A 22,365-nucleotide genomic window follows, 5' to 3' on the forward strand; every position below is an offset into this window, starting at 1 on the left:
TGTGCACCCGAGTCCCGTCCACTACAGACGAGAACCCCTCACGGCTCGCACCCCACCAATTGGAGTGCTTTTCGTGGTGCTCCTTAGAAAGGAGGTGATCCAGCCGCACCTTCCGGTACGGCTACCTTGTTACGACTTCGTCCCAATCGCCGATCCCACCTTCGACAGCTCCCTCCCAAAGGGTTAGGCCACTGGCTTCGGGTGTTACCGACTTTCATGACGTGACGGGCGGTGTGTACAAGGCCCGGGAACGTATTCACCGCAGCGTTGCTGATCTGCGATTACTAGCGACTCCGACTTCACGGGGTCGAGTTGCAGACCCCGATCCGAACTGAGACCGGCTTTAAAAGGATTCGCTTAACCTCGCGGCATCGCAGCCCTTTGTACCGGCCATTGTAGCATGTGTGAAGCCCTGGACATAAGGGGCATGATGACTTGACGTCATCCCCACCTTCCTCCGAGTTGACCCCGGCAGTCTCTCACGAGTCCCCGGCATTACCCGCTGGCAACATGAGACAAGGGTTGCGCTCGTTGCGGGACTTAACCCAACATCTCACGACACGAGCTGACGACAGCCATGCACCACCTGCACACAGGCCACAAGGGAACCGACATCTCTGCCGGCGTCCTGTGCATGTCAAACCCAGGTAAGGTTCTTCGCGTTGCATCGAATTAATCCACATGCTCCGCCGCTTGTGCGGGCCCCCGTCAATTCCTTTGAGTTTTAGCCTTGCGGCCGTACTCCCCAGGCGGGGTACTTAATGCGTTAGCTACGGCACGGATCCCAAGGAAGGAAACCCACACCTAGTACCCACCGTTTACGGCGTGGACTACCAGGGTATCTAATCCTGTTCGCTCCCCACGCTTTCGCTCCTCAGCGTCAGTTACTGCCCAGAGACCCGCCTTCGCCACCGGTGTTCCTCCTGATATCTGCGCATTCCACCGCTACACCAGGAATTCCAGTCTCCCCTGCAGTACTCAAGTCTGCCCGTATCGCTCGCACGCTCACAGTTAAGCCGTGAGATTTCACGAACAACGCGACAAACCACCTACGAGCTCTTTACGCCCAGTAATTCCGGACAACGCTCGCACCCTACGTATTACCGCGGCTGCTGGCACGTAGTTGGCCGGTGCTTCTTCTCCACCTACCGTCAATCCGGGAAAACCCGAACCTTCGTCGATGGTGAAAGAGGTTTACAACCCGAAGGCCGTCATCCCCCACGCGGCGTCGCTGCATCAGGCTTGCGCCCATTGTGCAATATTCCCCACTGCTGCCTCCCGTAGGAGTCTGGGCCGTATCTCAGTCCCAGTGTGGCCGGACACCCTCTCAGGCCGGCTACCCGTCGTCGCCTTGGTAGGCCGTCACCCCACCAACAAGCTGATAGGCCGCGGGCCCATCCCACACCGCAAAAGCTTTCCACCACAGGACATGCATCCCGTGGTCCTATCCGGTATTAGACCCAGTTTCCCAGGCTTATCCCGATGTGCAGGGCAGATCACCCACGTGTTACTCACCCGTTCGCCACTCGAGTACCCCGAAGGGCCTTTCCGTTCGACTTGCATGTGTTAAGCACGCCGCCAGCGTTCGTCCTGAGCCAGGATCAAACTCTCCAAACAAAAACTCCTCGGAAACCGAGGTGAATTCACAATCAGAGAAAATCTGACCTAACAAAAAGACACCATGAACTGGCATCTGAAAAAACGACTACACCCACACACGGGGGGTGCGGAATGTAGTCAAAAAACAACAACAAACAAAAACACCAAACACACTATTGAGTTCTCAAACAACACTTTTTACTGCATGTTCTGCCCGATTCGGGGCAACCCTGCCAGCTTAATACACATCCGGCTGGAGAGTCAAGCCCTGGTTTCGATCATCTTTTGGGAGGTGATCTCGCCGTTGGGCGTGAACGTTGGCTACTGTACCCGCTCGATCTCTGCTCCCAAAATCGCCAGGTTCTCGACGAATAACGGGTAGCCGCGATCGATGTGAAACACGTCGTGGACCTCGGTATCCCCGTCTGCCACAAGGCCGGCCAGCACCAGGCCCGCGCCGGCCCGGATGTCCGAGCACCACACCGGAGCACTGGACAGTTGGGGCAGCCCGCGCACCACGGCGTGGTGCCCGTCGGTGCGGGCGTCCGCCCCGAGTCGGATCATCTCTTCGACGAACCGGAACCGCGCCTCGAAGACGTTCTCCGTGATCATCGAGGTGCCGTCGGCGATCGAGGCCAGCGCGATCGCCATCGGCTGCAGGTCGGTCGGGAAGCCGGGAAAGGGCAACGTCGCGACGTTGACCGCCTTCGGCCTCTCGTACTGCGCGATACGGAAACTGCTGTCGGTCTGGGTGACCGTCGCGCCCGCATCATGCAACTTGTGCAGCACCAACTGCAGATGGGACGGATCTATTCCCGTCACCGTGATGTCGCCGCGGGTCATCGCGGCGGCGATCCCCCAGGTGGCCGCCACGATCCGGTCACCGATGACTCGGTGCTCGGTCGGATGCAGCCGGGGCACCCCGGTGATGGTCATGGTCGGCGAACCGGCGCCTTCGACTTGCGCGCCCATCTGGTTCAACATCGTGCACAGGTCCACCACGTCGGGTTCGCGTGCCGCGTTGTGGATGGTGGTGACGCCTTCGGCCACCACAGCGGCCATCAGGATGTTCTCGGTCGCCCCGACCGAGGGAAATTCGAGCTGAATCTCCGCGCCCCGCAGCGTATCTGCTTGTGCGACAACACATCCGTGCTCGATGTTGCACTGCGCGCCGAGTTGGCGCAGGCCCGCCTGGTGCATGTCCAGGGGGCGCGACCCGATCGCGTCTCCGCCCGGCAGCGCGACTCTGGCCTTTTTGCACCGGCCCACCAGCGGTCCCAGCACGCAGACCGAGGCCCGGAACTGACGGACCGCCGCGAAGTCCGCGTCGTACTTCGGTTCGTCCGGTGAGGTGATCCGCGCGACGTCGCCGTCGAGTTCGACGGTGGCACCCAGGCCCCGTAACACTTCGGCCATCAGCGGCACGTCCAGGATGTCCGGGCAGTTGGTGATGGTGCTGGTGCCTTCGGCCAGCAGGGCGGCGGCCATCAGCTTGAGCACGCTGTTCTTGGCGCCTCCGACGGCGACTTCACCCGACAACCGGTTGCCGCCGGTCACCACGAATCGCTCCGCCACCGGGTCAGTCTAGTGAAGGGGTATGCCCCTTGTCAGTCGGCCGACCCGGCCAGCCCGGTACGGTTTGGCCCATGGCAGTCCATCTGACCCGCATATATACCCGCACCGGCGACGACGGCACGACGGGATTGAGCGATTTCTCACGGGTCGCCAAGACCGATGCGCGGCTGGTCGCCTACGCCGACTGTGACGAAGCCAACGCCGCGATCGGTGTCGCGGTGGCGGTGGGTGCGCCCGACCAGCAGCTGGGCGATGTGCTGCGGCAGATCCAGAACGACCTGTTCGACGCCGGCGCCGACCTGTCGACTCCGGTGGTGGACAACCCGAAGTATCCGCCGCTGCGCATCACCCAGGCCTACATCGACCGGCTCGAAAGTTGGTGCGACAGCTACAACGAGGGCCTGCCGGCCCTGAATTCCTTTGTGCTGCCGGGCGGTTCACCGCTGTCGGCGTTACTGCACGTCGCCCGGACGGTCGCCCGGCGCGCCGAGCGGTCGGCGTGGGCAGCGGTGAATGCTCATCCCGACGATGTCAGCGTCCTACCGGCGAAGTACCTGAACCGGCTCTCGGATCTGCTGTTCATCCTGTCGCGGGTGGCCAACCCGGGCGGCGACGTCCTATGGCGTCCGGGCGGCGGCCAGGGTGGCGAACAGCAGTAACGGCGCCGGCCAGGGTCAGGCGTCGCGGCGACGCGCACGCGGCGACGGCCGGGACTCCAGCCACGACTGAAATGCCGTCAAAGCACCTCTGTCCAAGGCGATTTCGTAACCCAGCCGACGCTCCTGGGTAGTATCGCGCAGCTCCAGCACCACGATCTCGTCGGACATGATGTCGAATTCGTCGCCGCGTGGGGCTCGTCGGGCAACCACTTCCACACCGCGTCTGCTCAACCGACGGTCCGGCCACAGCCGCAAACTGGACAACCGGTAGAACGCGGCTTCGCCACCGCGGTAACGGATCACCCCGTGGCGCCAACCGTGCCCGCCCGCTGCCGGGATGTCCCGCATGATGGCCGCGGTGCCGCCCTGACGCAGTTTCCACAGCCGGAAACTCAAAGCCAGGACGGCCGTCCCCAGCAGGACGACGAGCACGACCATGCCGACCATGGGCGCGCTCATCGTGTGGGTCAGTCGATCGCGCCGATGGCGCGCAATCTGGCGCGCCCCCTGGCGGCCGTTTGGGGATCGTCTGATTCCGAATCCTGTCTGGCGGCGCTCTCGTCGATGTCTTTCTCGAACTCCGCCGATTCGGCCAGGACGCTGACGCCGTCCTCGGTCACGGTCAGGAAGCCACCGTCCACCGCAATCCGCAGGTCGTCTTCGCCTTCCCGTTCCACCCGGACCATGGCGTCGTCGACCAGTTGCGCCACCAACGGAATGTGGTGCGGCAGGATGCCGATCTCGCCGACGGTGGTGCGGGTGAACAGGAACGTCGCCTCGCCCGACCAGATCTCTCGGTCGACAGCGACGATCTGAACGTTCAGATCCGCCATGTCACACCACCTTTCGAGTTGGCCGTTGCACGATCACAGCTTGACGTCGAACTTCTCGGCCTTCTTGGCCAGGTCCTCGAGTCCGCCGATCAGGAAGAAGGCCTGCTCGGGCACGTGGTCGAAATCGCCCTTGGTCAGCTTGTCGAAGGCCTCGATGGTCTCCTTCACCGGCACCGTCGAACCCGGCTGTCCGGTGAACTGCTCGGCAGCCATCATGTTCTGCGAGAGGAACCGCTCGATACGCCGGGCCCGGTTGACCAGCTGCTTGTCTTCCTCGGAGAGCTCGTCGACACCGAGGATGGCGATGATGTCCTGAAGGTCCTTGTAACGCTGCAGGATTCGAATCACTTCTTGGGCCACGCGGTAGTGCTCGTCGCCCACCACGCTGGGGTCCAGGATGGTCGAGCTGGAGGCCAGCGGGTCCACCGCCGGGAAGATGCCCTTGGAGAAGACCGAACGCGACAACTCCGTGGTGGCGTCCAGGTGGGCGAAGGTGGTCGCCGGCGCCGGGTCGGTGTAGTCGTCGGCGGGCACGTACACCGCCTGCATGGACGTGATGGACTTGCCTCGGGTCGAGGTGATGCGCTCCTGCAGCTCGCCCATTTCGTCAGCCAGGGTGGGCTGGTATCCCACCGCGGACGGCATCCGACCGAGCAGCGTGGACACCTCCGAACCGGCCTGGGTGAACCGGAAGATGTTGTCGATGAACAGCAGCACGTCCTGACCGGCCTCGTCACGGAACCACTCGGCCATGGTGAGAGCGGACAGCGCCACCCGCATACGGGTGCCGGGCGGCTCGTCCATCTGACCGAACACCAGCGCGGTGTCCTTGAGGACGTCGGCTTCCTGGAGCTCGACCCACAGGTCGTTACCCTCGCGGGTCCGCTCCCCCACCCCGGCGAAAACCGAAGTGCCACCGAAGTTTCGGGCAATACGGTTGATCATCTCCTGGATCAGAACCGTCTTGCCCACGCCGGCACCGCCGAACAGTGCGATCTTGCCGCCGCGCACGTACGGGGTGAGCAGGTCGACCACTTTCAGGCCGGTCTCGAGCATCTCGGTGCGCGGTTCGAGGTCCTCGAAGGACGGTGGCTTGCGGTGAATCGACCAGTGGTCGAAGTCTTCTCCGTACCCCTCCTCGTCCAGGCAGACGCCGAGGGCGTTGAAGACGTGACCCTTGACTTCCTCACCGACCGGCACCGAGATCGACTTGCCGGTGTCGGTGACGTCGACGCCGCGCACCAGGCCGTCGGTGGGTTGCATCGAAATGGTGCGCACCAGGTTGTCCCCCAGGTGCTGGGCCACCTCGAGGGTGAGCGTCTTCTTCATCGCCTCGTACTCGATGTCGGCGTGCAGCGCGTTGAAGAGCTCCGGGACCGAACCGCGCGGGAATTCGACGTCGACCACAGGACCGGTGATCCGGACCACGCGTCCGTTGGTGTCGGAGCCGCCCGACTTGGTGTCGTTCTTTTCGTCTGTTGCGGTCATAACTTCTATCGCTTCCTCGTGGGGGCTTACTTGGCGGCGTCGGCGAGCGCGTTTGCGCCACCGACGATTTCGCTGATCTCTTGGGTGATCTGGGCCTGCCGCTCGCGGTTCGCCTGCAGCGTCAGGTCCTTGATCAGGTCGTCGGCATTGTCGGTGGCCGACTTCATCGCACGTTGTCGCGAAGCGAGCTCGGAGGCCGCCGATTCCAGCAGCGCCGCGTACACCCGAGTGGTCAGGTACCGCGGCAGCAGCGCGTCGAACAGCGTCGTGGCGTCGGGCTCGAAGGTGTACAGCGTGTGCGGTTCGTCGTCGTCATCTTCGACGTATTCCACCACCAACGGCGCAATCCGGTGTGCCGCAGCCTGTTGCGACATCATCGACTTGAATTCCGAATAGACGATGTGCAATTCGTCGACGCCTTGCACGTCACTGTCGATGTCGGAATCGTCGTCGTCACCGGCGCCTTTCATGAAGGCGTCCACCAGCGTGTCGCCGATCTCGGCGGCATTCTCGTACTGCGGCTGCTCGGAGAAGCCCGTCCAGGAAGCCTTGATGTCCCAGTTGCGGAACGAGTAGTAGTTCTGCGCTTTCCGGCCGACCGTGTACAGGATCGGCTCCTTACCTTCTTCCCGGAGCAGCGAGAACAGTTCCTCGGAGCGACGGAAGATGCTGGAGTTGTAGGCGCCGCACAGTCCGCGGTCCGACGACAACACCAACACGCCGGCCCGCTTCGGGTTCTCCCGCTCGACCAACAGCGGGTGGTCCAGCGCGGCTTCGGCGGACAGCGTGAGCAGCGTCGTGGTGATCTGGAACGCATAGGGCCGTGCGGCCTGCAGCCGGGTCTGCGCCTTGCCGATGCGCGACGTGGCGATCAGTTCCTGGGCCTTGGTGATCTTCTTGATCGACCCGGCCGAGCGGATCCGGCCACGTAGTTCACGAAGAGTGGCAGCCATGGCTAGCTACTTCTCGTTCTTCTTGGCGCTCTTCTTGGAGTCCTTCTTCTCATCCTTCGGCTTTTCCTTCCGGACCTTCACCGACTCCTTCTCGACGTCGTCCTCGTCCATGGCCTCGACGTGCTCGTCGGGCACCACCGACTCGCCGCTGCTGGCCGCGAAACCCTTCTTGAACTTGTTGATGATGCTGGTGAGCTTCTCTTCTTCGTCGTCCCCGAACTTCCCGCTCGAACGGATGGTCTCGAGGAACGACTCCTCCGAAGCCCGCATGTGGTCCAGCAACTCGGCCTCGAAACGCTTCACGTCCTCTACCGGCACGGAGTCGAGTTGACCGCCGGTGCCCAGGAAGATCGAAACCACCTGCTGCTCAACGGGCATCGGCTCGTACTGCGGTTGCTTGAGCAACTCCACCAGGCGCTCGCCACGGGCCAGCTGCTTCTTCGAGGTGTCGTCGAGGTCTGAGGCGAAGGCCGCGAAGGATTCCAGCTCGCGGTACTGCGACAGATCCAGACGCAACGACCCGGCCACCTCTTTCATGGCCTTGATCTGCGCCGCGCCACCGACGCGGGACACCGAGGATCCGACGTTGATGGCCGGGCGCACACCCTGGTTGAACAGGTCGGACTCCAGGAAGCACTGACCGTCGGTGATCGAGATGACGTTGGTGGGAATGTAGGCCGAGATGTCGTTGGCCTTGGTCTCGATGACCGGCAGCGCGGTCAGCGAACCCCCACCGAGATCGTCGGAGAGCTTCGCGCAGCGTTCGAGCAGCCGGGAGTGCAGGTAAAACACGTCACCCGGGAACGCCTCGCGGCCGGGCGGACGACGCAGCAGCAGCGAGATGGCACGGTAGGCGTCGGCGTGCTTGGTCAGGTCGTCGAACACGATCAGCACGTGTTTGCCGGCGTACATCCAGTGCTGCGCGATCGCCGAACCCGTGTACGGGGCAAGCCATTTGAAGCCGGCGGATTCGGAGGCCGGGGCCGCGACGATGGTGGTGTAATCCATCGCCCCACCCTCTTCGAGGGCCTTGTGCACCGCGGCGATGGTGGTGCCCTTCTGCCCGATCGCCACGTACACGCAGCGAACCTGCTGCTTGTCGTCGTCGGTCTCCCAGTTCTTGCGCTGGTTGAGAATCGTGTCGACGCACACCGCGGTCTTGCCGGTCTTGCGGTCGCCGATGATGAGCTGACGCTGTCCGCGACCGATGGGGGTCATCGCGTCGATGGCCTTGATGCCGGTCTGCAGCGGTTCCTTCACCCCCTGCCGCTGCACCACCGAAGGCGCCTGCAGCTCGAGGGCACGCCGATCGTCGGTCTCGATCTCGCCGCCGCCGTCGATGGGATGTCCGAGGGGGTTGACGACGCGACCCAGGAAAGCGTCGCCGACCGGAACCGACAGCACCTCACCGGTGCGCTTTACCTGCTGGCCCTCTTGGATCCGGTCGAAGTCACCCAGCACCACCGCACCGATCTCGTGCTCGTCGAGGTTCAGCGCGACGCCGAGGACGCCACCCTCGAACTCGAGGAGTTCCTGGGTCATCGTGGACGGCAATCCCTCGACGTGGGCGATACCGTCGCCGGCGTCGACCACGGTGCCGACTTCCTCCCGGGACGTGTCGGACGTAAAGGAACTTACGTACTCCTCGATTGCGCTCTGAATGTCATCAGCGGAGATTGTCAAGTCGGCCATAGCTTTTCGTCTTCCTCGTTCGGGTTCTGCTGGCTAGTTCGTGGTTTCGGTCAGGCTTGGCGGTCAGTCGGGGAGCTGAGCTTCGGCGGCTGCCAGACGAGACTTGAGCGTGCCGTCGATCACCTCGTCGCCGACGGTGATCAACAGTCCGCCGAGCAACCCGGAATCGGTCTGGACCTGTGCGGCCACCGGATGTCCGTAGATGCGGCCGAGTATCTCGACCAGGCGTTCGTGCTGGGCGTCGGTGAGCTCGGCCGCGGCACTGACTTTCGCAACCAATTCGCCGCGGCGCGCCACTGCCACCTCGGCCAGGAACAGCACCGCCTCGTCGGCCGGCTTGCCCCTCAGCAACTCGATGGTGTGCGAGAGCAGCGCGATGGTGACGGGGTTGACGCTGCCGCTGGCGCCGTCAAGCACCTTGCGCAGCAGGTCGACCCGGCCTTCGACCGGCGTGCGCTGATCACCGAGCGTGATGGCCAGCCGGGGTTGGGTGTCCAGGATCCGGGAGAACCGGAACAGCTGGTCTTCGACTTCGTCGATGTTGTCGTCGTTTTCGGCGACGGCCAGCAACGCCTGCCGGGATACATGCTGGATCGCGTCGACGAGATCGCCGTTGGCCGACCACCGTTCCGACACCGCGGTGCGCAGCAGTTCCAGCGTGGGATCGCCCACCTTGCCGTCGAACAGGCGCTCGACCAGCTTGACCCGCGGCGTCGAATCTTCCGATGGCACAGTCAGATACCGGGTGACGACGACTTCGCTGTCGAGCACCTTGGCGACCGAGACGAGCTCGTCGGCCAGCGTCGTCAGACCCTCCGTGTCGAGGTCCTCAGCCAGCGAGTCGAACTTCTCCACCGAGTTTTTCAGTGCCAACCGGCTCGCCGACCGCATCTTGGCCGCCACCGGGGACTCGACGTCGGCCGGCTCAGGAGCCATGTCGTCGAGTTCGTCGAGGAAGCGGTCGACGGTGGCCGACTGTTGTTCCTTGTCGGCGACGAACGTGCGCACCAGTTCCCCGGCCTGGCGCACCGATTCGTGGCCGAGTTCGAAACGGAGCTGCCGGATCAGCTGCGCCCGCAGCACCCCGATCTGACGCGTGCCCTGCGCTCTGACGCGCTCGGCGTCGGACTCGGCCTGCGCCTGCAACTGTTCGGCGATGCGCGCGGAGTCGGCCTTGGCCTCTTCGATGAGACGTTCGGACTCGTCCTTGGCGGATTCCACGGCCCTGCTGTGCGCCCGTTCGGACCGCTCGACCCGCTCGGCCGCCTCTTTGGCGTCCGCGAGTTGCTGACGCACCATCTCTTGTCGAGCGGTCATCATCCGGCGCACCGGGGGCACGACGTACCGCCAGACCAGCAGCACGATGACCGCGAATCCGACCAGCTGACCGATAAATGTCTCCATAGGGTGGCTACCTACTAGTCGCTTCCGAAGTCGTCGCGGTGGGGGTGACGTCGACGCCGAGGATCCGGCTGGCCAGCGTGGCCGACATAGCGCTGATGTTGGCGCGCAGGTCCAACTCCACGGCGTCACGTTCCCGCTTCAGTTGCTCGTTGGCCTTAGCGAGGGTGTCCGCCACGTCCCGGTCCGCCTCGGCCCGCGCCTCCTCGATGACCTTGCGGCCTTCGTTGCGCGCGTCGTCGCGGTAGGAGCCCGCTTTGACCCGGGCTTCCTTCAAGGCTTCCTCGTAGTCGGCCTCCGCAGCGGCGAACTGCTCCGACGACTTCTTGTTGTCGGACTGCGTCTTGGCGACCATGGCGTCGCGTTCCTTGAGCACCTTCAGGATCGGCGGCACGACCCAGGTGCTGATCACCCCCAGCACCACCAGGAAGATGGCCAGCACGAAGAAGAACGTGCCGTTGGGGATGAGGAAGTTCTTTTGGCCTTCTGCTACGAGGTCGACAGCCGAAGCAAGAAGGCGCCCATCGCCTTCAGGACCCATCACAGCGGATTACTGGGCACCCGGAGTGGCGAAGACGAACAGCGCCATGAACGCCAGGTTGATGAAGTAGGCCGCTTCGACCAGACCGACGGTGATGAAGAACGGCGTGAACAGCCGTCCCTGCGCCTCGGGCTGGCGGGCAACACCGGCGATCAGTGCGTTACCGGCGATACCGTCACCGATACCCGCGCCGATCGCGCCGCCGGCCATGATGAGTCCGCCGCCGATGAGAGCGCCTTGAAGAATTTCGGGAGCTGCTGGCATTTCTTATCCTCCTTGATAACTGGTAGCGGTCTACCAGGATTTTTCTAGTGGTGGTCTTCGTCGAGTTCCATCGACTGGCTGAAGTACAAGACGGTCAGCAGCGCGAAGATGAAGGCCTGGATCGCGCCGACGAACAAGTCGAATGATTTCCAGATCGCATTCGGCAGCCACAAGATGTAGGGCGGGAACATTGCGATCAGCCCGACCAGGATGCCGCCGGCGAAGATGTTGCCGAACAGACGCAGCGACAGCGAGATCGGCTTGGCCAGTTCTTCGACGATGTTGATCGGCGCCAGGATGGCGACGTGGCCCTTGACCACCTTCATCGGGTGTCCGATGATGCCGCGCCGCCAGATGCCGGCCGCGTGGTAGCAGACGAATACGAACAGGGCCAGCGCCAGTACGTAGTTGATGTCCGCCGCTGCCGAGGAGAGAAATTCGCTTGTCTTGCCGGTCTTTTCGTCCTTGTACTGCAACGGCAGGACTGACAGCCAGTTGGAAATCAGGATGAATACGAAGATGGTCACCGCGAGCGGCAGCACAAAGGGTGCGATGCGCATCCCGATGGCACTTTCGACCTGGTTGCGCATCTGAATGGTGACGGCTTCGAAGAACAGTTGCACGCCGCCCGGCACGTCCGACGAAGTGACCTTCGATTTCAGCCAGAAGGCCAGCGCGAGCACGATCACCGCGGCGATGGCGGTGGAATAGATCGTGTCAGTGTTGACCGTGAGACCGAACCAGGTGGCCTCGTGGTGTTCGCCGACCTCGATTTTGGCGGCAGCAAGGATCGACTCATTCATCGCCGGCTGCTCTCCCTTCCGTCCCCTCCGAACCGGTCAATACCCCGTTTTCCGGAATTTGCGACCCACCGGCCCGCAGTTTCTTCCAGACCGGGAGTGCTGTCGACAACACCAGTAACACCTGGAACAGCGCCAGGCCGAACACCACGCCCAGACCCTGCGGCCGGAACACGTACGCGATGATCAACGCCAGGATGGTGATCACCGCGACGCGCGAGGCGGAATTGAGTGCCATCGAGCTCTTCAAGGGGTGTTCGCGCGCGGTGATCGACTCCACCGAATGCCGGACCAGCAGAGCGTTGAGCAAACCCAACAGCAACCCGACACCGAATAACACCCCGATCATCGGGTGGCCGGCGTAACCGGCGACGGCCGTCACGACCGCGGTCAGCACCAGGCTGATGACGAACAGACGGACGGGTCGGAAAGCAACAGCGGGAAACACCAACGGCGCGTCCTGCGCTGGTGTCGTCACTGCAGCACCTCAATCCCAGATTGTTAGAGCGTGAACCACATCACCTACTGATCGGTGGCCCGCCGAGCGTATCGCAACGGTCATGCTGGAATTACCCAAGGGGTAGCTCCCTGTATCGGTCATCGGTCGGCCCACAGGAAAACGGCTCCGACGGGCCGGTGGTGCGGTAGCCCGCGAGGTTCATTTCGGGGCTCTACCAGGACCGTATCACAAGTCAGCGGTAACTACTACCAACTGTCGTAGTTCCCCGTCAGTCCTCGTCCCAGTAGTCGTCGCGCCGCCGCAGCAACGGAATCGCGGTCGCGATGCCGGCGAACACGATCGCGCCCAACATCACCGCAGCGGTGTGGCGCGGGTCGAAGAAGATCGTGCTGGCCGCGCCGAACGCCACGATCCCCACCCATAAGTAGATGAGCAGGACCACCCGCCGGTGCGAGTGACCGATCTGCAGGAGCCGATGATGCAGGTGCATCTTGTCCGGGGTGAAAGCGCTGCGACCCGCCCGGGTGCGACGGACGATCGCCAACAGCAGGTCGAGCATCGGCACGAACATGACGGCCACCACCAGCAGGAACGGCGACAGCAGAGCAAACACATCGCGGGCGCCGTAAGCGTTCTGCGAGATCGGGCCAGCAGCCGTGGTGGACGCCGCGGCGAGCATCAAGCCGATCAGCATCGATCCGGAATCGCCCATGAAGATCCGGGCCCGGTGGAAGTTGTGCGGCAGAAAGCCCAGACAGGCACCGGCCAGGACCACCGAGATCACCGCCGGTGGGTAATAGAGGACATCGCCGCCGTGGTCCCGCAGCAGTCCCACCGAGAACACGCAGATCGCCAGCGCGGTGATCAGACCCAGGCCGGCGGCCAACCCGTCCAGTCCGTCGACGAAGTTCATCGCGTTGACGATCGACACCGTCAGCGCCAGCGTGAGCAGGATGGACGACGCCTGGTCCAGCACGATCGTCCCGACCCCGCCGACCGGGATGTAGAGCACGCTCCAGGCCACCCCCATGGTGACCATGACGCTGGCCGCGGTGATCTGGCCGGCGAACTTGGTCAGCGCATCCAGGCCCCAACGGTCGTCGATCAACCCGATGCCCATGATCGCCGCACCGGCCACCAGCACGGCGGGCATGCCGGTGGAATAGACGAAGCCGCGGGTCAGCGCCGGCAGTTGGGAGGCCAGGAACACTGCGGCGACCACGCCGAGGAACATCGCCAGCCCGCCCATCCGGGGGGTCGGGGTCACGTGCACGTCGCGCTCCCGCGGGTAGGCCACCGCACCCAGCCGGGTGGCCAGCACACGCACCGGTCCGGTCGCGAAATACGTGATGATCGCCGCGGTGAGTCCCACGAGCGCGAGCTCGCGCAGCGGGACGCCGGCACTGCGCGGTGAAAGGGCGAACAAACCACCGGCAAGGCTGGCTACGTCGCTGGACACCACGAGACCGTACGTCACCAACCTGAGTGCCTCACGTGCGCTACGCGGTCAGGCTCGCCGCGTCCACCCCCAGCACCTCCGCGATGCGCTGGATGCTGATCGGTCCCTCGCGCAGGATGCGCGGGCTGTTGCCGCTCAGGTCGAGGATCGTGGAGGCGGCTTGGCGCGCGGCCGGCCCGCCGTCGAGGTAGACGTCGACCAGATCGCCGAGTTGGCGGCGCGCTTCCGCGGCGTCGACGGCGGCGGGCTGGCCCGAGATATTGGCGCTGGACACCGCCATCGGCCCGACCTCGCGCAGCAGCTCGATCGCGACGGGATGCAACGGCATCCGCAGCATCACCGTCCCGTACGCATCGCCGAGATCCCACTGCAGCGACGGCGCTTGGGTGACCACCAGACTCAGTGCCCCCGGCCAGAACGCGCGAACCAGGTCGCGCGCGCCGTCGGGCATCCCGTACACCAAACCCTCGATCGTGTGCCAGGAGCCGACCAGGACACCCACCGGCATATCGCGGCCCCGACCCTTGGCTGCGAGCAGCGCGTCCACCGCCTCGCGGTCGAAGGCATCTGCCCCGATGCCGTAGACGGTGTCGGTCGGCATCACCACGAGTCGGCCGGCTTTGAGCGCCCCGACCGCGGCTGTGAGTCCGCGGGCGCGCCGGTCGGGGTCGGCGCAATCGAAGACGTCAGTCATGCTGCCTCCTGCGGGCCGTCACGAACCGGGGCCGCCCGGCCAGGTCGTTGCGAGCCACGATGTCGTCGAAAAGGCCTGTGCGATGGACACATTCAACCGTCAGGGCCGACGTGGTGTCGTCATGCTCCATCGCGAACAGGCCACCGGGACGCAGCCACCGGCCGGCCAGTCCGGCGACAGCAGGGATCAGTGCCATACCGTCCGGGCCGCCGAACACTGCGTGCGGCGGATCGTGCTGGGTCACTTCCGGATCCAGCACAGCGGCGTCGGGAACATACGGCGGGTTGGCCACCATCAGGTCCACCCGCGCGTCGAGTTCGGTGAGCAGGCCGGGAGTGCCGACGTCGGCCAGCACCCATTGCACGTCCGCGGAGTTGCGGCGCGCATAGCTCAGGGCGATCTCGGAATCGTCGATGCCGACAACCCGGGCGTCCGGGCGGTGCCGGGCCAGAGCGACGGCCAGTGCCCCCGACCCGGTGCACCCGTCGACGATCAGCGGCTGGGCCGAAAGTGGTTGCGCCATAGCCCATTCCAACATCGCTTCGGTCTCCGGACGCGGGATGAACACACCCGGGCCGACGTGCAGCAGCACCGGTCCGAACGCGGCTGTCCCGAGCAGATGCTGCAACGGCACCCGGTGCGCACGCATCGCGACCACCTCGCGATAACGCCCTAAGAAGTCCGCGTCAGGGGCATCGAGCAAGGCCAACCGGCCGCGGTCGGTACCGGCCACGTGCGCGGCGAGTTGCTCGGCATCCCAACGCGCGGAATCGATTCCCGCTTCGGCCAACAGCGCCGCGGCGGAGTTGATCGCGTTGCGCAAAATCATGTCGCCTGTTGCAGCCGGGACTGTTTGTCGGCTTCGCTGAGCGCATCGAACAGTGCGTCGAGGTCGCCGTCGAGCACCTGGTCCAGATTGTGCGATTTGAAACCGATCCGGTGATCGGTGATCCGGTTCTCGGGGAAGTTGTAGGTGCGGATGCGTTCGCTGCGGTCCACCGTGCGGATCTGGCTGGCGCGGTCGGCTGAGGCGTCGGCGAGTGCCTGCTCCTCGGCCAGCACCTGCAGCCGTGCGGCCAGCACCTGCAGCGCGCGGGTCTTGTTCTGCAGCTGGGAACGCTCGTTCTGGCAGGTGACGACGATCCCGGTGGGCAGGTGAGTGATGCGCACCGCGGAGTCGGTGGTGTTGACTCCCTGCCCGCCCTTGCCTGAAGACCGGTAGACGTCGATGCGCAGGTCAGACTCGTCGATCTGCACTTCCCCGACTTCCTCGGGCTCGGGATAGACCAGCACGCCGGCCGCCGAAGTATGCACCCGCCCTTGCGATTCGGTCACCGGCACCCGCTGCACGCGGTGCACGCCGCCCTCGAACTTCAGCCGCGACCACACCCCGTCGGCGCTGTCGCCCTTGCTGGCGATGGCCAGCGTCGCGTCCTTGTAGCCGCCCAGATCCGAGGTGGTCTCCCCCAGCACCGTGACCGTCCAGCCATGCCGTTCGGCGTAGCGGATGTACATCCTGGCCAGGTCTGCGGCGAACAGCGCCGATTCCTCGCCGCCTTCACCGGATTTCACCTCGAGCACGATGTCGTCGGCGTCGTGCGGGTCGCGCGGCGCCAGCATGTCGGTGAGTTGGGTGTCCAGCTCGGCGACCCGGGCCTCCAGTTCGGGGACCTCGTCGGCGAACGACGCGTCGTCCGCGGCCAACTCGCGCGCGGTCTCGAGATCTTCGCGCGCCGACACCAACTTGCGGTGGGTCGCGACGATCGGGGCCAACCGGGCGAATCGGCGGCCCACTCTGCGCGCCTCGTCGGCTTTGCTGTGCAGTTCGGGGTCGGCGAGCGCCTGTTCGAGCTCCGCGTGCTCGGCGAGCAGGACGTCGATCGTCTGCACCGGCTGCGTCATCTCACCTCCCTGTCGCGGGCTTTACCCCAAACGCGAACCGACGCCCGGCCTGTGCCGATAGTGCACAGGTGACGGGCGTCGGTGATCCAGCTACTTGTCGCCGGTCTCGGTCTTGGTGCGCTTGCCGTACCGCTTCTCGAAGCGGGCCACGCGGCCACCGCTGTCGAGGATCTTCTGCTTGCCGGTGTAGAACGGGTGGCATTGCGAGCAGACCTCGGCGACGATGCGGCCGCCCGGCTTGGTGCTGCGGGTAGTGAAGGAATTCCCGCAACCACACACGACGGTGGTTTCTTCATAGGCGGGATGGATGTCAGTTTTCATGCTGTCCTCTTCGATCGTCGGCCGCGGCCATTATGCCAGGTCAACCACTATCACCCCAAAACAACCAGGTGCGCGTGGGCATTCCCGGTGCGCTAGTCGTTGTCCATGCCGCCCGGTGTCGTCTTGGACACCTGGACCAGGAATTCGTAGTTGGTCTTCGTCTTGCGCAGCTGCGACATCAGCAGGTCGATGGCCTGGTGGGAATCCAGACCGGACAGCACCCGGCGCAGTTTGTGCACGATCGCGAACTCGTCGGGTGACAACAGCAGCTCGTCCTTGCGGGTGCCCGACGGGTTCACGTCGACCGCGGGGAACACCCGACGCTCGGAGATCTTGCGGTCCAGCTTGAGCTCCGCGTTACCGGTGCCCTTGAATTCCTCGAAGATGACCGTGTCACCGGTCGAGCCGGTCTCCACCATCGCGGTGGCGATGATCGTCAGCGATCCGCCGCCCTCGATGTTGCGGGCGGCTCCCAGGAAGCGCTTCGGCGGGTACAACGCGGTGGAGTCGACACCACCGGACAGGATCCGGCCGGACGCGGGCGAGGCGTTGTTGTACGCGCGGCCCAGCCGGGTGATGGAGTCGAGCAGTACCACGACGTCTTTGCCCTGTTCGACGAGGCGCTTGGCCCGCTCGATCGCCAGCTCCGCGACCGCGGTGTGGTCGGTGGGCGGCCGGTCGAACGTCGAGGCGATGACCTCGCCCTTGACCGAGCGGGTCATGTCGGTGACCTCTTCGGGCCGCTCGTCGACCAGCACGACCATCAGGTGGCATTCCGGGTTGTTGCGGGTGATCGCGTTGGCGATGTCCTGCAGGATCGTCGTCTTACCGGCCTTGGGCGGTGACACGATCAGCGCGCGCTGGCCCTTGCCGATCGGCATGATCAGGTCGATCACGCGCGTGGTCAACCGATCCGGGGTCGTTTCCAGACGCAGTCGCTGGTTGGGGTACAACGGCGTCAGCTTGCTGAAGTCGGGTCGCTTCTTGGCGTCTTCGATCGAGCCGCCGTTGATGGTGTCCAGCCGCACCAGCGGGTTGAACTTCTGCCGCGGGTTCTTGTCGCCGCCTTCACCCTCGCGGGGCACCCGGACGGCACCGGTGACCGCGTCGCCGCGCCGCAGGCCGTTCTTGCGGACCATGTTCATCGAGACGTAGACGTCGTGCGGTCCGGCCAGGTAGCCGGAGGTGCGCACGAACGCGTAGTTGTCCAGCACGTCGAGGATGCCGGCTACCGGCTGGACGACGTCGTCTTCGCGCAGTTCGGTTTCGGTGCCACCGTCGCCAGTCCGCTCACCGCGGCGCCTGCGGTCGCGGAACCGGCGGCCCCGGCGACCCTGCCGGTCGCCGTCGTCGTCCTGCTGATTGGAGTTCTGGTTCGAGTTCTGGTTCGAGCCGCCGCGCTGCTGACCGCCGCCGCCCTGCTGGTCGCCGCCCTGGTCGTTGCCCGAGTCCGCGGAACGCTCATCGTTCTTGGCTGACTTCTGGTCACGCCGTTGGTTGGCGGTGTCGTCAGCACTGTCCTTGGTGTCGGCCGCACCGGATTCCCGGGAAGCACCGCGACGCTCCCGGCGCGGGGCGTCGTTCTTCTGGTTGTCCTGAGCAGCGCCGTCGGCGGGCGGTGCGTCCTGGGCGGGTGCGCTCTGCGCGGCGGCCTCCGGCGCCCGGTCGCTCTGTGCGTCCTGCTGCGGCGGTGCGTCGGCCTTATCGGCCGCTGCCGGCGCCGTGTTCTCTGCTGCTGCTGGAGCCTTCTCGCCGTCCGCCTGCGCCGTAGCCTTGCCCGACGCGCCGTTGGCCCGTCCGCGGCTTTCCTGGATCGCGGCGATCAGCTCGCTCTTGCGCATCCCCGAGGTGCCCTTGACTCCGGCCTGGTTGGCCAGGGCCCGCAATTCGGGCAGCACCATGGTGGCCAACGAACCCGCCGGCGCGTTACTTTTCGCGCTCGGGACGTCGGTCTTGACGTCGGAGCCGGCGGGAGAGTCTGTGGTCACGGCGTTCGACAGCTTCTCGCCGTCGGTGCTTTCGCCAGCCGTGATGAGGTCCGTATCAGTCACGGATTTCCTTTCTTGCCCCGCTGATCAGGTCAAACGGGGGTTCCTGCATGGACGAATATTCAGGCAAAATGCCGAGGGCGCCCAATCATCGACTCTGAAACGGTGATCGCCTGGGCGACGAAACTGCGAACCTCGTCTGCGAGAAGAATTGGTGTTGTCTTAGCGTCAAGGCAGTCTATGCAGATGCAGATGCTGCGATTGCTGGACGGCTCCGAGAATAACCCGCTTCCTGACGGGAAGCAAGAAACCTCGCCGCCACCCTGTGGATCATCCTGCGGCGGCAACCCCCGGCCGCCAGCGAACTCCCTCGCCCGGCGTCATCTTCTTGATGGCGAATCCGTTCGCATTCCCGTATTCCACTGCTTCACCTGGCAACTCCGGGTCCGTGCCGACCATGATCAGCGACGGCCCGGCTCCGGAAAGCGTTGTCGCAACATTAAGACGCCGCAGGAGCCGCAAATATTCCGCCGACGACGGCATCGCCGCAGCGCGTTGCGGTTGATGCAGAACATCTGCGGTGGCAGCCATCAGCAGATCGGGTCGTTCGGTGAGGGCGACCACCAGCAGCGCAGCGCGACTGATGTTGAACCGTGCATCCGCATGACTGACCTGCGCGGGTAGCAGCACGCGCGTTTCCGCCGTCAACGATCGCTCGTCGGGAATCGCGGCGAACAACTGGATGTCGGGATGCAGGTGCAGCGGGACTGCGGAGTAGACCGGCTGACCACCGTGGTGATCCACCCAGGAAACCACCGCGCCGCCCAGCACAGCGGCCGCAGCATTGTCCGGGTGACCCTCGAACTCTGAAGCCAGTTGAATCAGCTGGGCTTCGCTCAGCGGCACTGAATCCGTCTGCGCGACAAGACCATTCGCCGCGGCAAGGCCGCCCACCACGGCTGCCGCCGAGGAGCCCAGACCGCGGGAGTGCGGAATGTCGTTGCGGCAGCGCACCAACAGACCGGCGGCCCGCACATCCGCCGCCTGCAGACCGCGCTGGATCGCCCGCACCACCAGATGCTCGGGGCCCAGCGGCACTTGTCCGGCGCCTTCACCCTCGACTATGACGACCAAGCCGGAATCCGTTGTCTGTACTGCGACCTCGTCACACAGCTGCAGCGCCATTCCGAGGCTGTCGAAGCCCGGGCCGAGGTTGGCGCTGGACGCCGAGACCACGGCAGTGGCGGCCAGGCCGGCGGGCAGCGACTGAGTCACCGTGTCACGGCCGTCCGGTAGCGCCCCGCTGCGCTGGCGAACGCAACTTAACCGAGGCCTAGTTGTTCGACCACCAGCACCGGATCGACCGGCAGCGCAGCGACTTCCGGCATACCTTTGAGTGCGGTGTCGGGATCCTTGAGACCGTTACCGGTCACCGTGCACACCACCGTCGAGCCGCGCTGCACGAAGCCGTCCTCGACGGATTTGAGCAGACCAGCGATGCTGGCCGCCGACGCCGGTTCGACGAAGACCCCTTCCAGGCTGGCCACCAACCGGTATGCGGCCAGGATCTCGTCGTCGGTGGCCGCCAGGAACCGGCCGTTGGACTGCTGCTGGGCCTCGACGGCGGCCGTCCAGGAGGCGGGTGCGCCGATACGGATCGCGGTGGCGATGGTCTCCGGATTCTTCACCGGTTCGCCGTGCACCAGCGGCGCGGCGCCGGCGGCCTGGGTGCCCAGCATCCGGGGCAGCTTGTCGATCAGCCCGTCGCGGTGATATTCGCTGTAACCCTTCCAGTACGCGGTGATATTGCCGGCATTGCCGACGGGGAGCGCGTGCACGTCCGGGGCGAAGCCGAGGGCGTCGACGATTTCGAACGCCGCCGTCTTCTGGCCTTCGATGCGGACCGGGTTGACCGAATTGACCAGCGAGATCGTCGGGAAGTCGGCGGTCATCTTGCGGGCCAGTTCCAGGCAGTCGTCGAAGTTGCCGTCGATCTGGATGATCTTGGCGCCATGCATAACCGCCTGGGCCAGCTTGCCCATCGCGATCTTGCCCTGCGGAATCAACACCGCGCAGGTGATGCCGGCCCGGGCGGCGTACGCCGCGGCCGAGGCCGAGGTGTTTCCGGTCGATGCGCACAACACCGCCTGCTGCCCGCGGGCCAGAGCGTCGGTGACGGCCATCGTCATGCCCCGGTCCTTGAAGGAACCGGTGGGGTTGAGTCCCTCTACCTTCAGATGAATTGTGCAACCGGTCTTTTCGGACAGCCGCGGCGCGGGGATCAGCGGCGTGCCACCCTCGAACAGGGTGACCGGGGTCCAGTCGTCACCCACCGGCAGCCGGTCCCGATATGCCGCGATCAGACCCAGCCAGGGCTGGTGCACGGCTGTCTTCGGGGCACTCATAGATCGGTTCCTTCCAGTCGCAGCACGCTCGCCACACCCAACACCACGTCCAGGTCGGCAAGAGCGTCAACGGTTTCCGCCAGAGCGGCGTCGGTTGCCTGGTGTGTCACCACCACGATGCGGGCGCCGACCCGTTGGCCGCCTTCCCCGGTCACACCTTCCTGCCGGACCTCGGCGATGCTCACCTCGCGTTTCGCGAATTCCGCTGCCACCGCTGACAACACGCCCGGCTTGTCCGCGACGTTCATGCTCACGTAGTAGCGGGTCTCGATGAAACCCATCGGCGCGACCGGGAGTTGCGCATACTTGGACTCGCGCGGACCGCGACTGCCGAGCACCCGGTTACGCGCAGCCATCACCAGGTCACCGGTGACCGCCGACGCGGTCGGGGCACCGCCGGCGCCCTGCCCGTAGAACATCAGCCGACCGGCCGCCTTTGCCTCCACGACTACCGCGTTGAAGGCGCCGTTGACCGAAGCGAGCGGATGCGACAGCGGCACCAACGCCGGATACACCCGGGCCGAAACGCGTTGTTGGCCTTCGTCGGTGGTGATGCGCTCGCAGATGGACAGCAGTTTGATGGTACAGCCCAAGGATTTCGCGGACTCGAAGTCGGCCGGAGTGATCTTGGTGATGCCCTCGCGGTACACATCGTCGCCGGTCACCCGGGTGTGGAAAGCGATGGATGCCAGGATCGCGGCTTTGGCGGCGGCGTCGTAACCCTCGACGTCGGCGGTCGGGTCGGCCTCGGCGTAGCCGAGCGCACTGGCATCGGCCAGCGCCTGTTCGTAATCGGCTCCGGTGCTGCCCATCTCGGAAAGGATGTAGTTGGTGGTGCCGTTGACGATGCCGGCGACCCGCAACACGGTGTCCCCCGCCAATGACTGGGTGAGCGGGCGGATCACCGGGATTGCGCCGGCTACCGCGGCCTCGAAATAGAGGTCGACGACGGCGTTTTCGGCCGCCTTGGCCAACTCGCCGGTGTAGGTGGAGAGCAGGGCCTTATTAGCGGTGACCACGGACTTGCCGTGCTCGATTGCGGCCAGGATCGCCTTGCGGGCCGGTTCGACCGGTCCCATCACCTCGACCACGATGTCCACGTCGTCGCGCGAAACGAGTTCCTCGATGTCGTCGGTCAGCAGTTCGATCGGCACCCCGCGGTCCGCCGCCACCCGCCGTACCCCGACGCCGCGCAGCACCAACGGTGCGCCGATGCGACCCGCCAGATCCTCGGCGCTCTCCTCAATGATGCGCACGACCTCGCTGCCGACCACACCCAACCCGAGTACCGCTACGCCGACGGCCTTTTCGTCCTTGACGTTATCGGGCAC

Annotated in this window: 21 protein-coding genes and 1 rRNA gene; 1 reads left to right on the plus strand and 21 read right to left on the minus strand. The window is 65.0% G+C overall.

Annotated features, from left to right (window positions below; genetic code table 11):
• Positions 1-87: 87 nt before the first annotated feature.
• A 16S ribosomal RNA gene (locus ACZYZ9_RS12675) occupies positions 88-1,617 on the minus strand.
• Positions 1,618-1,920: 303 nt separating this feature from the next.
• Positions 1,921-3,174: a UDP-N-acetylglucosamine 1-carboxyvinyltransferase gene (murA, locus tag ACZYZ9_RS12680; RefSeq protein ID WP_463826609.1), complete on the minus strand. Its 1,254-nt coding sequence runs from the start codon at positions 3,172-3,174 to the stop codon at positions 1,921-1,923.
• 71 nt (positions 3,175-3,245) lie between these two features.
• Between murA and ACZYZ9_RS12685 the strand changes: the two genes are divergently transcribed.
• Positions 3,246-3,833: a cob(I)yrinic acid a,c-diamide adenosyltransferase gene (locus ACZYZ9_RS12685; protein ID WP_463826610.1), complete on the plus strand. Its 588-nt coding sequence runs from the start codon at positions 3,246-3,248 to the stop codon at positions 3,831-3,833.
• 15 nt (positions 3,834-3,848) lie between these two features.
• On the opposite strand, the gene ACZYZ9_RS12690 is transcribed toward ACZYZ9_RS12685, so the two are convergent.
• The 19 genes from ACZYZ9_RS12690 to ACZYZ9_RS12780 form a co-directional block, all read right to left on the minus strand.
• The gene (locus ACZYZ9_RS12690; RefSeq protein WP_463826611.1) at positions 3,849-4,292 is read right to left on the minus strand and encodes a DUF2550 domain-containing protein; all 444 of its coding nucleotides are present in this window, start codon (positions 4,290-4,292) and stop codon (positions 3,849-3,851) included.
• Positions 4,293-4,300: 8 nt separating this feature from the next.
• Positions 4,301-4,666 (minus strand): F0F1 ATP synthase subunit epsilon, encoded by a 366-nt coding sequence (locus tag ACZYZ9_RS12695; protein ID WP_463826612.1) that lies wholly within the window; start codon positions 4,664-4,666, stop codon positions 4,301-4,303.
• Positions 4,667-4,699: 33 nt separating this feature from the next.
• Positions 4,700-6,154 (minus strand): F0F1 ATP synthase subunit beta, encoded by a 1,455-nt coding sequence (gene atpD / locus ACZYZ9_RS12700; RefSeq protein WP_463826613.1) that lies wholly within the window; start codon positions 6,152-6,154, stop codon positions 4,700-4,702.
• A gap of 26 nt (positions 6,155-6,180) precedes the next feature.
• The gene (locus tag ACZYZ9_RS12705; RefSeq protein WP_463826614.1) at positions 6,181-7,107 is read right to left on the minus strand and encodes a F0F1 ATP synthase subunit gamma; all 927 of its coding nucleotides are present in this window, start codon (positions 7,105-7,107) and stop codon (positions 6,181-6,183) included.
• A gap of 6 nt (positions 7,108-7,113) precedes the next feature.
• Complete coding sequence (gene atpA / locus ACZYZ9_RS12710) at positions 7,114-8,799, minus strand: F0F1 ATP synthase subunit alpha (RefSeq protein WP_463826615.1); 1,686 nt, start codon at positions 8,797-8,799, stop codon at positions 7,114-7,116.
• 63 nt (positions 8,800-8,862) lie between these two features.
• Positions 8,863-10,203: a F0F1 ATP synthase subunit B/delta gene (locus tag ACZYZ9_RS12715; RefSeq protein WP_463826616.1), complete on the minus strand. Its 1,341-nt coding sequence runs from the start codon at positions 10,201-10,203 to the stop codon at positions 8,863-8,865.
• A 7-nt stretch (positions 10,204-10,210) separates the two neighbouring features.
• On the minus strand, positions 10,211-10,741 hold the full coding sequence (locus ACZYZ9_RS12720; protein ID WP_463826617.1) for a F0F1 ATP synthase subunit B: 531 nt from the start codon (positions 10,739-10,741) through the stop codon (positions 10,211-10,213).
• 9 nt (positions 10,742-10,750) lie between these two features.
• A complete protein-coding gene (locus tag ACZYZ9_RS12725) occupies positions 10,751-11,005 on the minus strand; it encodes a F0F1 ATP synthase subunit C (RefSeq protein WP_463826618.1) in 255 nt (84 codons plus the stop codon).
• Positions 11,006-11,049: 44 nt separating this feature from the next.
• Complete coding sequence (atpB, locus tag ACZYZ9_RS12730) at positions 11,050-11,808, minus strand: F0F1 ATP synthase subunit A (RefSeq protein WP_463826619.1); 759 nt, start codon at positions 11,806-11,808, stop codon at positions 11,050-11,052.
• The gene (locus ACZYZ9_RS12735; protein ID WP_463826620.1) at positions 11,801-12,283 is read right to left on the minus strand and encodes an ATP synthase subunit I; all 483 of its coding nucleotides are present in this window, start codon (positions 12,281-12,283) and stop codon (positions 11,801-11,803) included. Before ACZYZ9_RS12735 ends, atpB begins: the two co-directional genes overlap by 8 nt.
• Positions 12,284-12,533: 250 nt before the next feature.
• Positions 12,534-13,742 carry a glycosyltransferase family 4 protein gene (locus tag ACZYZ9_RS12740; protein ID WP_463826621.1) on the minus strand — a complete coding sequence of 403 codons (1,209 nt, stop codon included), beginning with the start codon at positions 13,740-13,742 and terminating at the stop codon, positions 12,534-12,536.
• 22 nt (positions 13,743-13,764) lie between these two features.
• Positions 13,765-14,418 (minus strand): L-threonylcarbamoyladenylate synthase, encoded by a 654-nt coding sequence (locus ACZYZ9_RS12745; RefSeq protein ID WP_463826622.1) that lies wholly within the window; start codon positions 14,416-14,418, stop codon positions 13,765-13,767.
• A complete protein-coding gene (locus tag ACZYZ9_RS12750) occupies positions 14,411-15,247 on the minus strand; it encodes a N5-glutamine methyltransferase family protein (RefSeq protein ID WP_463826623.1) in 837 nt (278 codons plus the stop codon). Before ACZYZ9_RS12750 ends, ACZYZ9_RS12745 begins: the two co-directional genes overlap by 8 nt.
• A complete protein-coding gene (prfA, locus tag ACZYZ9_RS12755) occupies positions 15,244-16,320 on the minus strand; it encodes a peptide chain release factor 1 (protein ID WP_463826624.1) in 1,077 nt (358 codons plus the stop codon). The genes ACZYZ9_RS12750 and prfA overlap by 4 nt, the downstream gene beginning before the upstream one ends.
• 90 nt (positions 16,321-16,410) lie before the next feature.
• Complete coding sequence (rpmE, locus tag ACZYZ9_RS12760; protein ID WP_463826625.1) at positions 16,411-16,641, minus strand: 50S ribosomal protein L31; 231 nt, start codon at positions 16,639-16,641, stop codon at positions 16,411-16,413.
• 92 nt (positions 16,642-16,733) lie between these two features.
• Positions 16,734-18,692: a transcription termination factor Rho gene (gene rho / locus ACZYZ9_RS12765; RefSeq protein ID WP_463826626.1), complete on the minus strand. Its 1,959-nt coding sequence runs from the start codon at positions 18,690-18,692 to the stop codon at positions 16,734-16,736.
• Between the two features lie 267 nt (positions 18,693-18,959).
• Positions 18,960-19,904, minus strand: a complete 945-nt coding sequence (gene thrB, locus ACZYZ9_RS12770; RefSeq protein ID WP_463826627.1) for a homoserine kinase — start codon at positions 19,902-19,904, stop codon at positions 18,960-18,962.
• Between the two features lie 47 nt (positions 19,905-19,951).
• Positions 19,952-21,034, minus strand: a complete 1,083-nt coding sequence (gene thrC, locus ACZYZ9_RS12775; RefSeq protein ID WP_463826628.1) for a threonine synthase — start codon at positions 21,032-21,034, stop codon at positions 19,952-19,954.
• A complete protein-coding gene (locus tag ACZYZ9_RS12780; protein ID WP_463826803.1) occupies positions 21,031-22,365 on the minus strand; it encodes a homoserine dehydrogenase in 1,335 nt (444 codons plus the stop codon). Before ACZYZ9_RS12780 ends, thrC begins: the two co-directional genes overlap by 4 nt.

This window comes from Mycobacterium sp. IDUB_28 (assembly GCF_055419285.1).

Coding starts and splice junctions, on each gene's coding strand:
- ACZYZ9_RS12745 (WP_463826622.1), bottom strand. CDS start 14,418: ATGACTGACGTCTTCGATTGCGCCGACCCCGACCGGCGCGCCCGCGGA.
- prfA (WP_463826624.1), bottom strand. CDS start 16,320: ATGACGCAGCCGGTGCAGACGATCGACGTCCTGCTCGCCGAGCACGCG.
- atpB (WP_463826619.1), bottom strand. CDS start 11,808: ATGAATGAGTCGATCCTTGCTGCCGCCAAAATCGAGGTCGGCGAACAC.
- atpD (WP_463826613.1), bottom strand. CDS start 6,154: ATGACCGCAACAGACGAAAAGAACGACACCAAGTCGGGCGGCTCCGAC.
- ACZYZ9_RS12750 (WP_463826623.1), bottom strand. CDS start 15,247: ATGATTTTGCGCAACGCGATCAACTCCGCCGCGGCGCTGTTGGCCGAA.
- atpA (WP_463826615.1), bottom strand. CDS start 8,799: ATGGCCGACTTGACAATCTCCGCTGATGACATTCAGAGCGCAATCGAG.
- ACZYZ9_RS12705 (WP_463826614.1), bottom strand. CDS start 7,107: ATGGCTGCCACTCTTCGTGAACTACGTGGCCGGATCCGCTCGGCCGGG.
- thrC (WP_463826628.1), bottom strand. CDS start 21,034: ATGAGTGCCCCGAAGACAGCCGTGCACCAGCCCTGGCTGGGTCTGATC.
- ACZYZ9_RS12690 (WP_463826611.1), bottom strand. CDS start 4,292: ATGAGCGCGCCCATGGTCGGCATGGTCGTGCTCGTCGTCCTGCTGGGG.
- ACZYZ9_RS12725 (WP_463826618.1), bottom strand. CDS start 11,005: ATGCCAGCAGCTCCCGAAATTCTTCAAGGCGCTCTCATCGGCGGCGGA.
- ACZYZ9_RS12720 (WP_463826617.1), bottom strand. CDS start 10,741: ATGGGTCCTGAAGGCGATGGGCGCCTTCTTGCTTCGGCTGTCGACCTC.
- rpmE (WP_463826625.1), bottom strand. CDS start 16,641: ATGAAAACTGACATCCATCCCGCCTATGAAGAAACCACCGTCGTGTGT.
- ACZYZ9_RS12685 (WP_463826610.1), top strand. CDS start 3,246: ATGGCAGTCCATCTGACCCGCATATATACCCGCACCGGCGACGACGGC.
- ACZYZ9_RS12695 (WP_463826612.1), bottom strand. CDS start 4,666: ATGGCGGATCTGAACGTTCAGATCGTCGCTGTCGACCGAGAGATCTGG.
- ACZYZ9_RS12715 (WP_463826616.1), bottom strand. CDS start 10,203: ATGGAGACATTTATCGGTCAGCTGGTCGGATTCGCGGTCATCGTGCTG.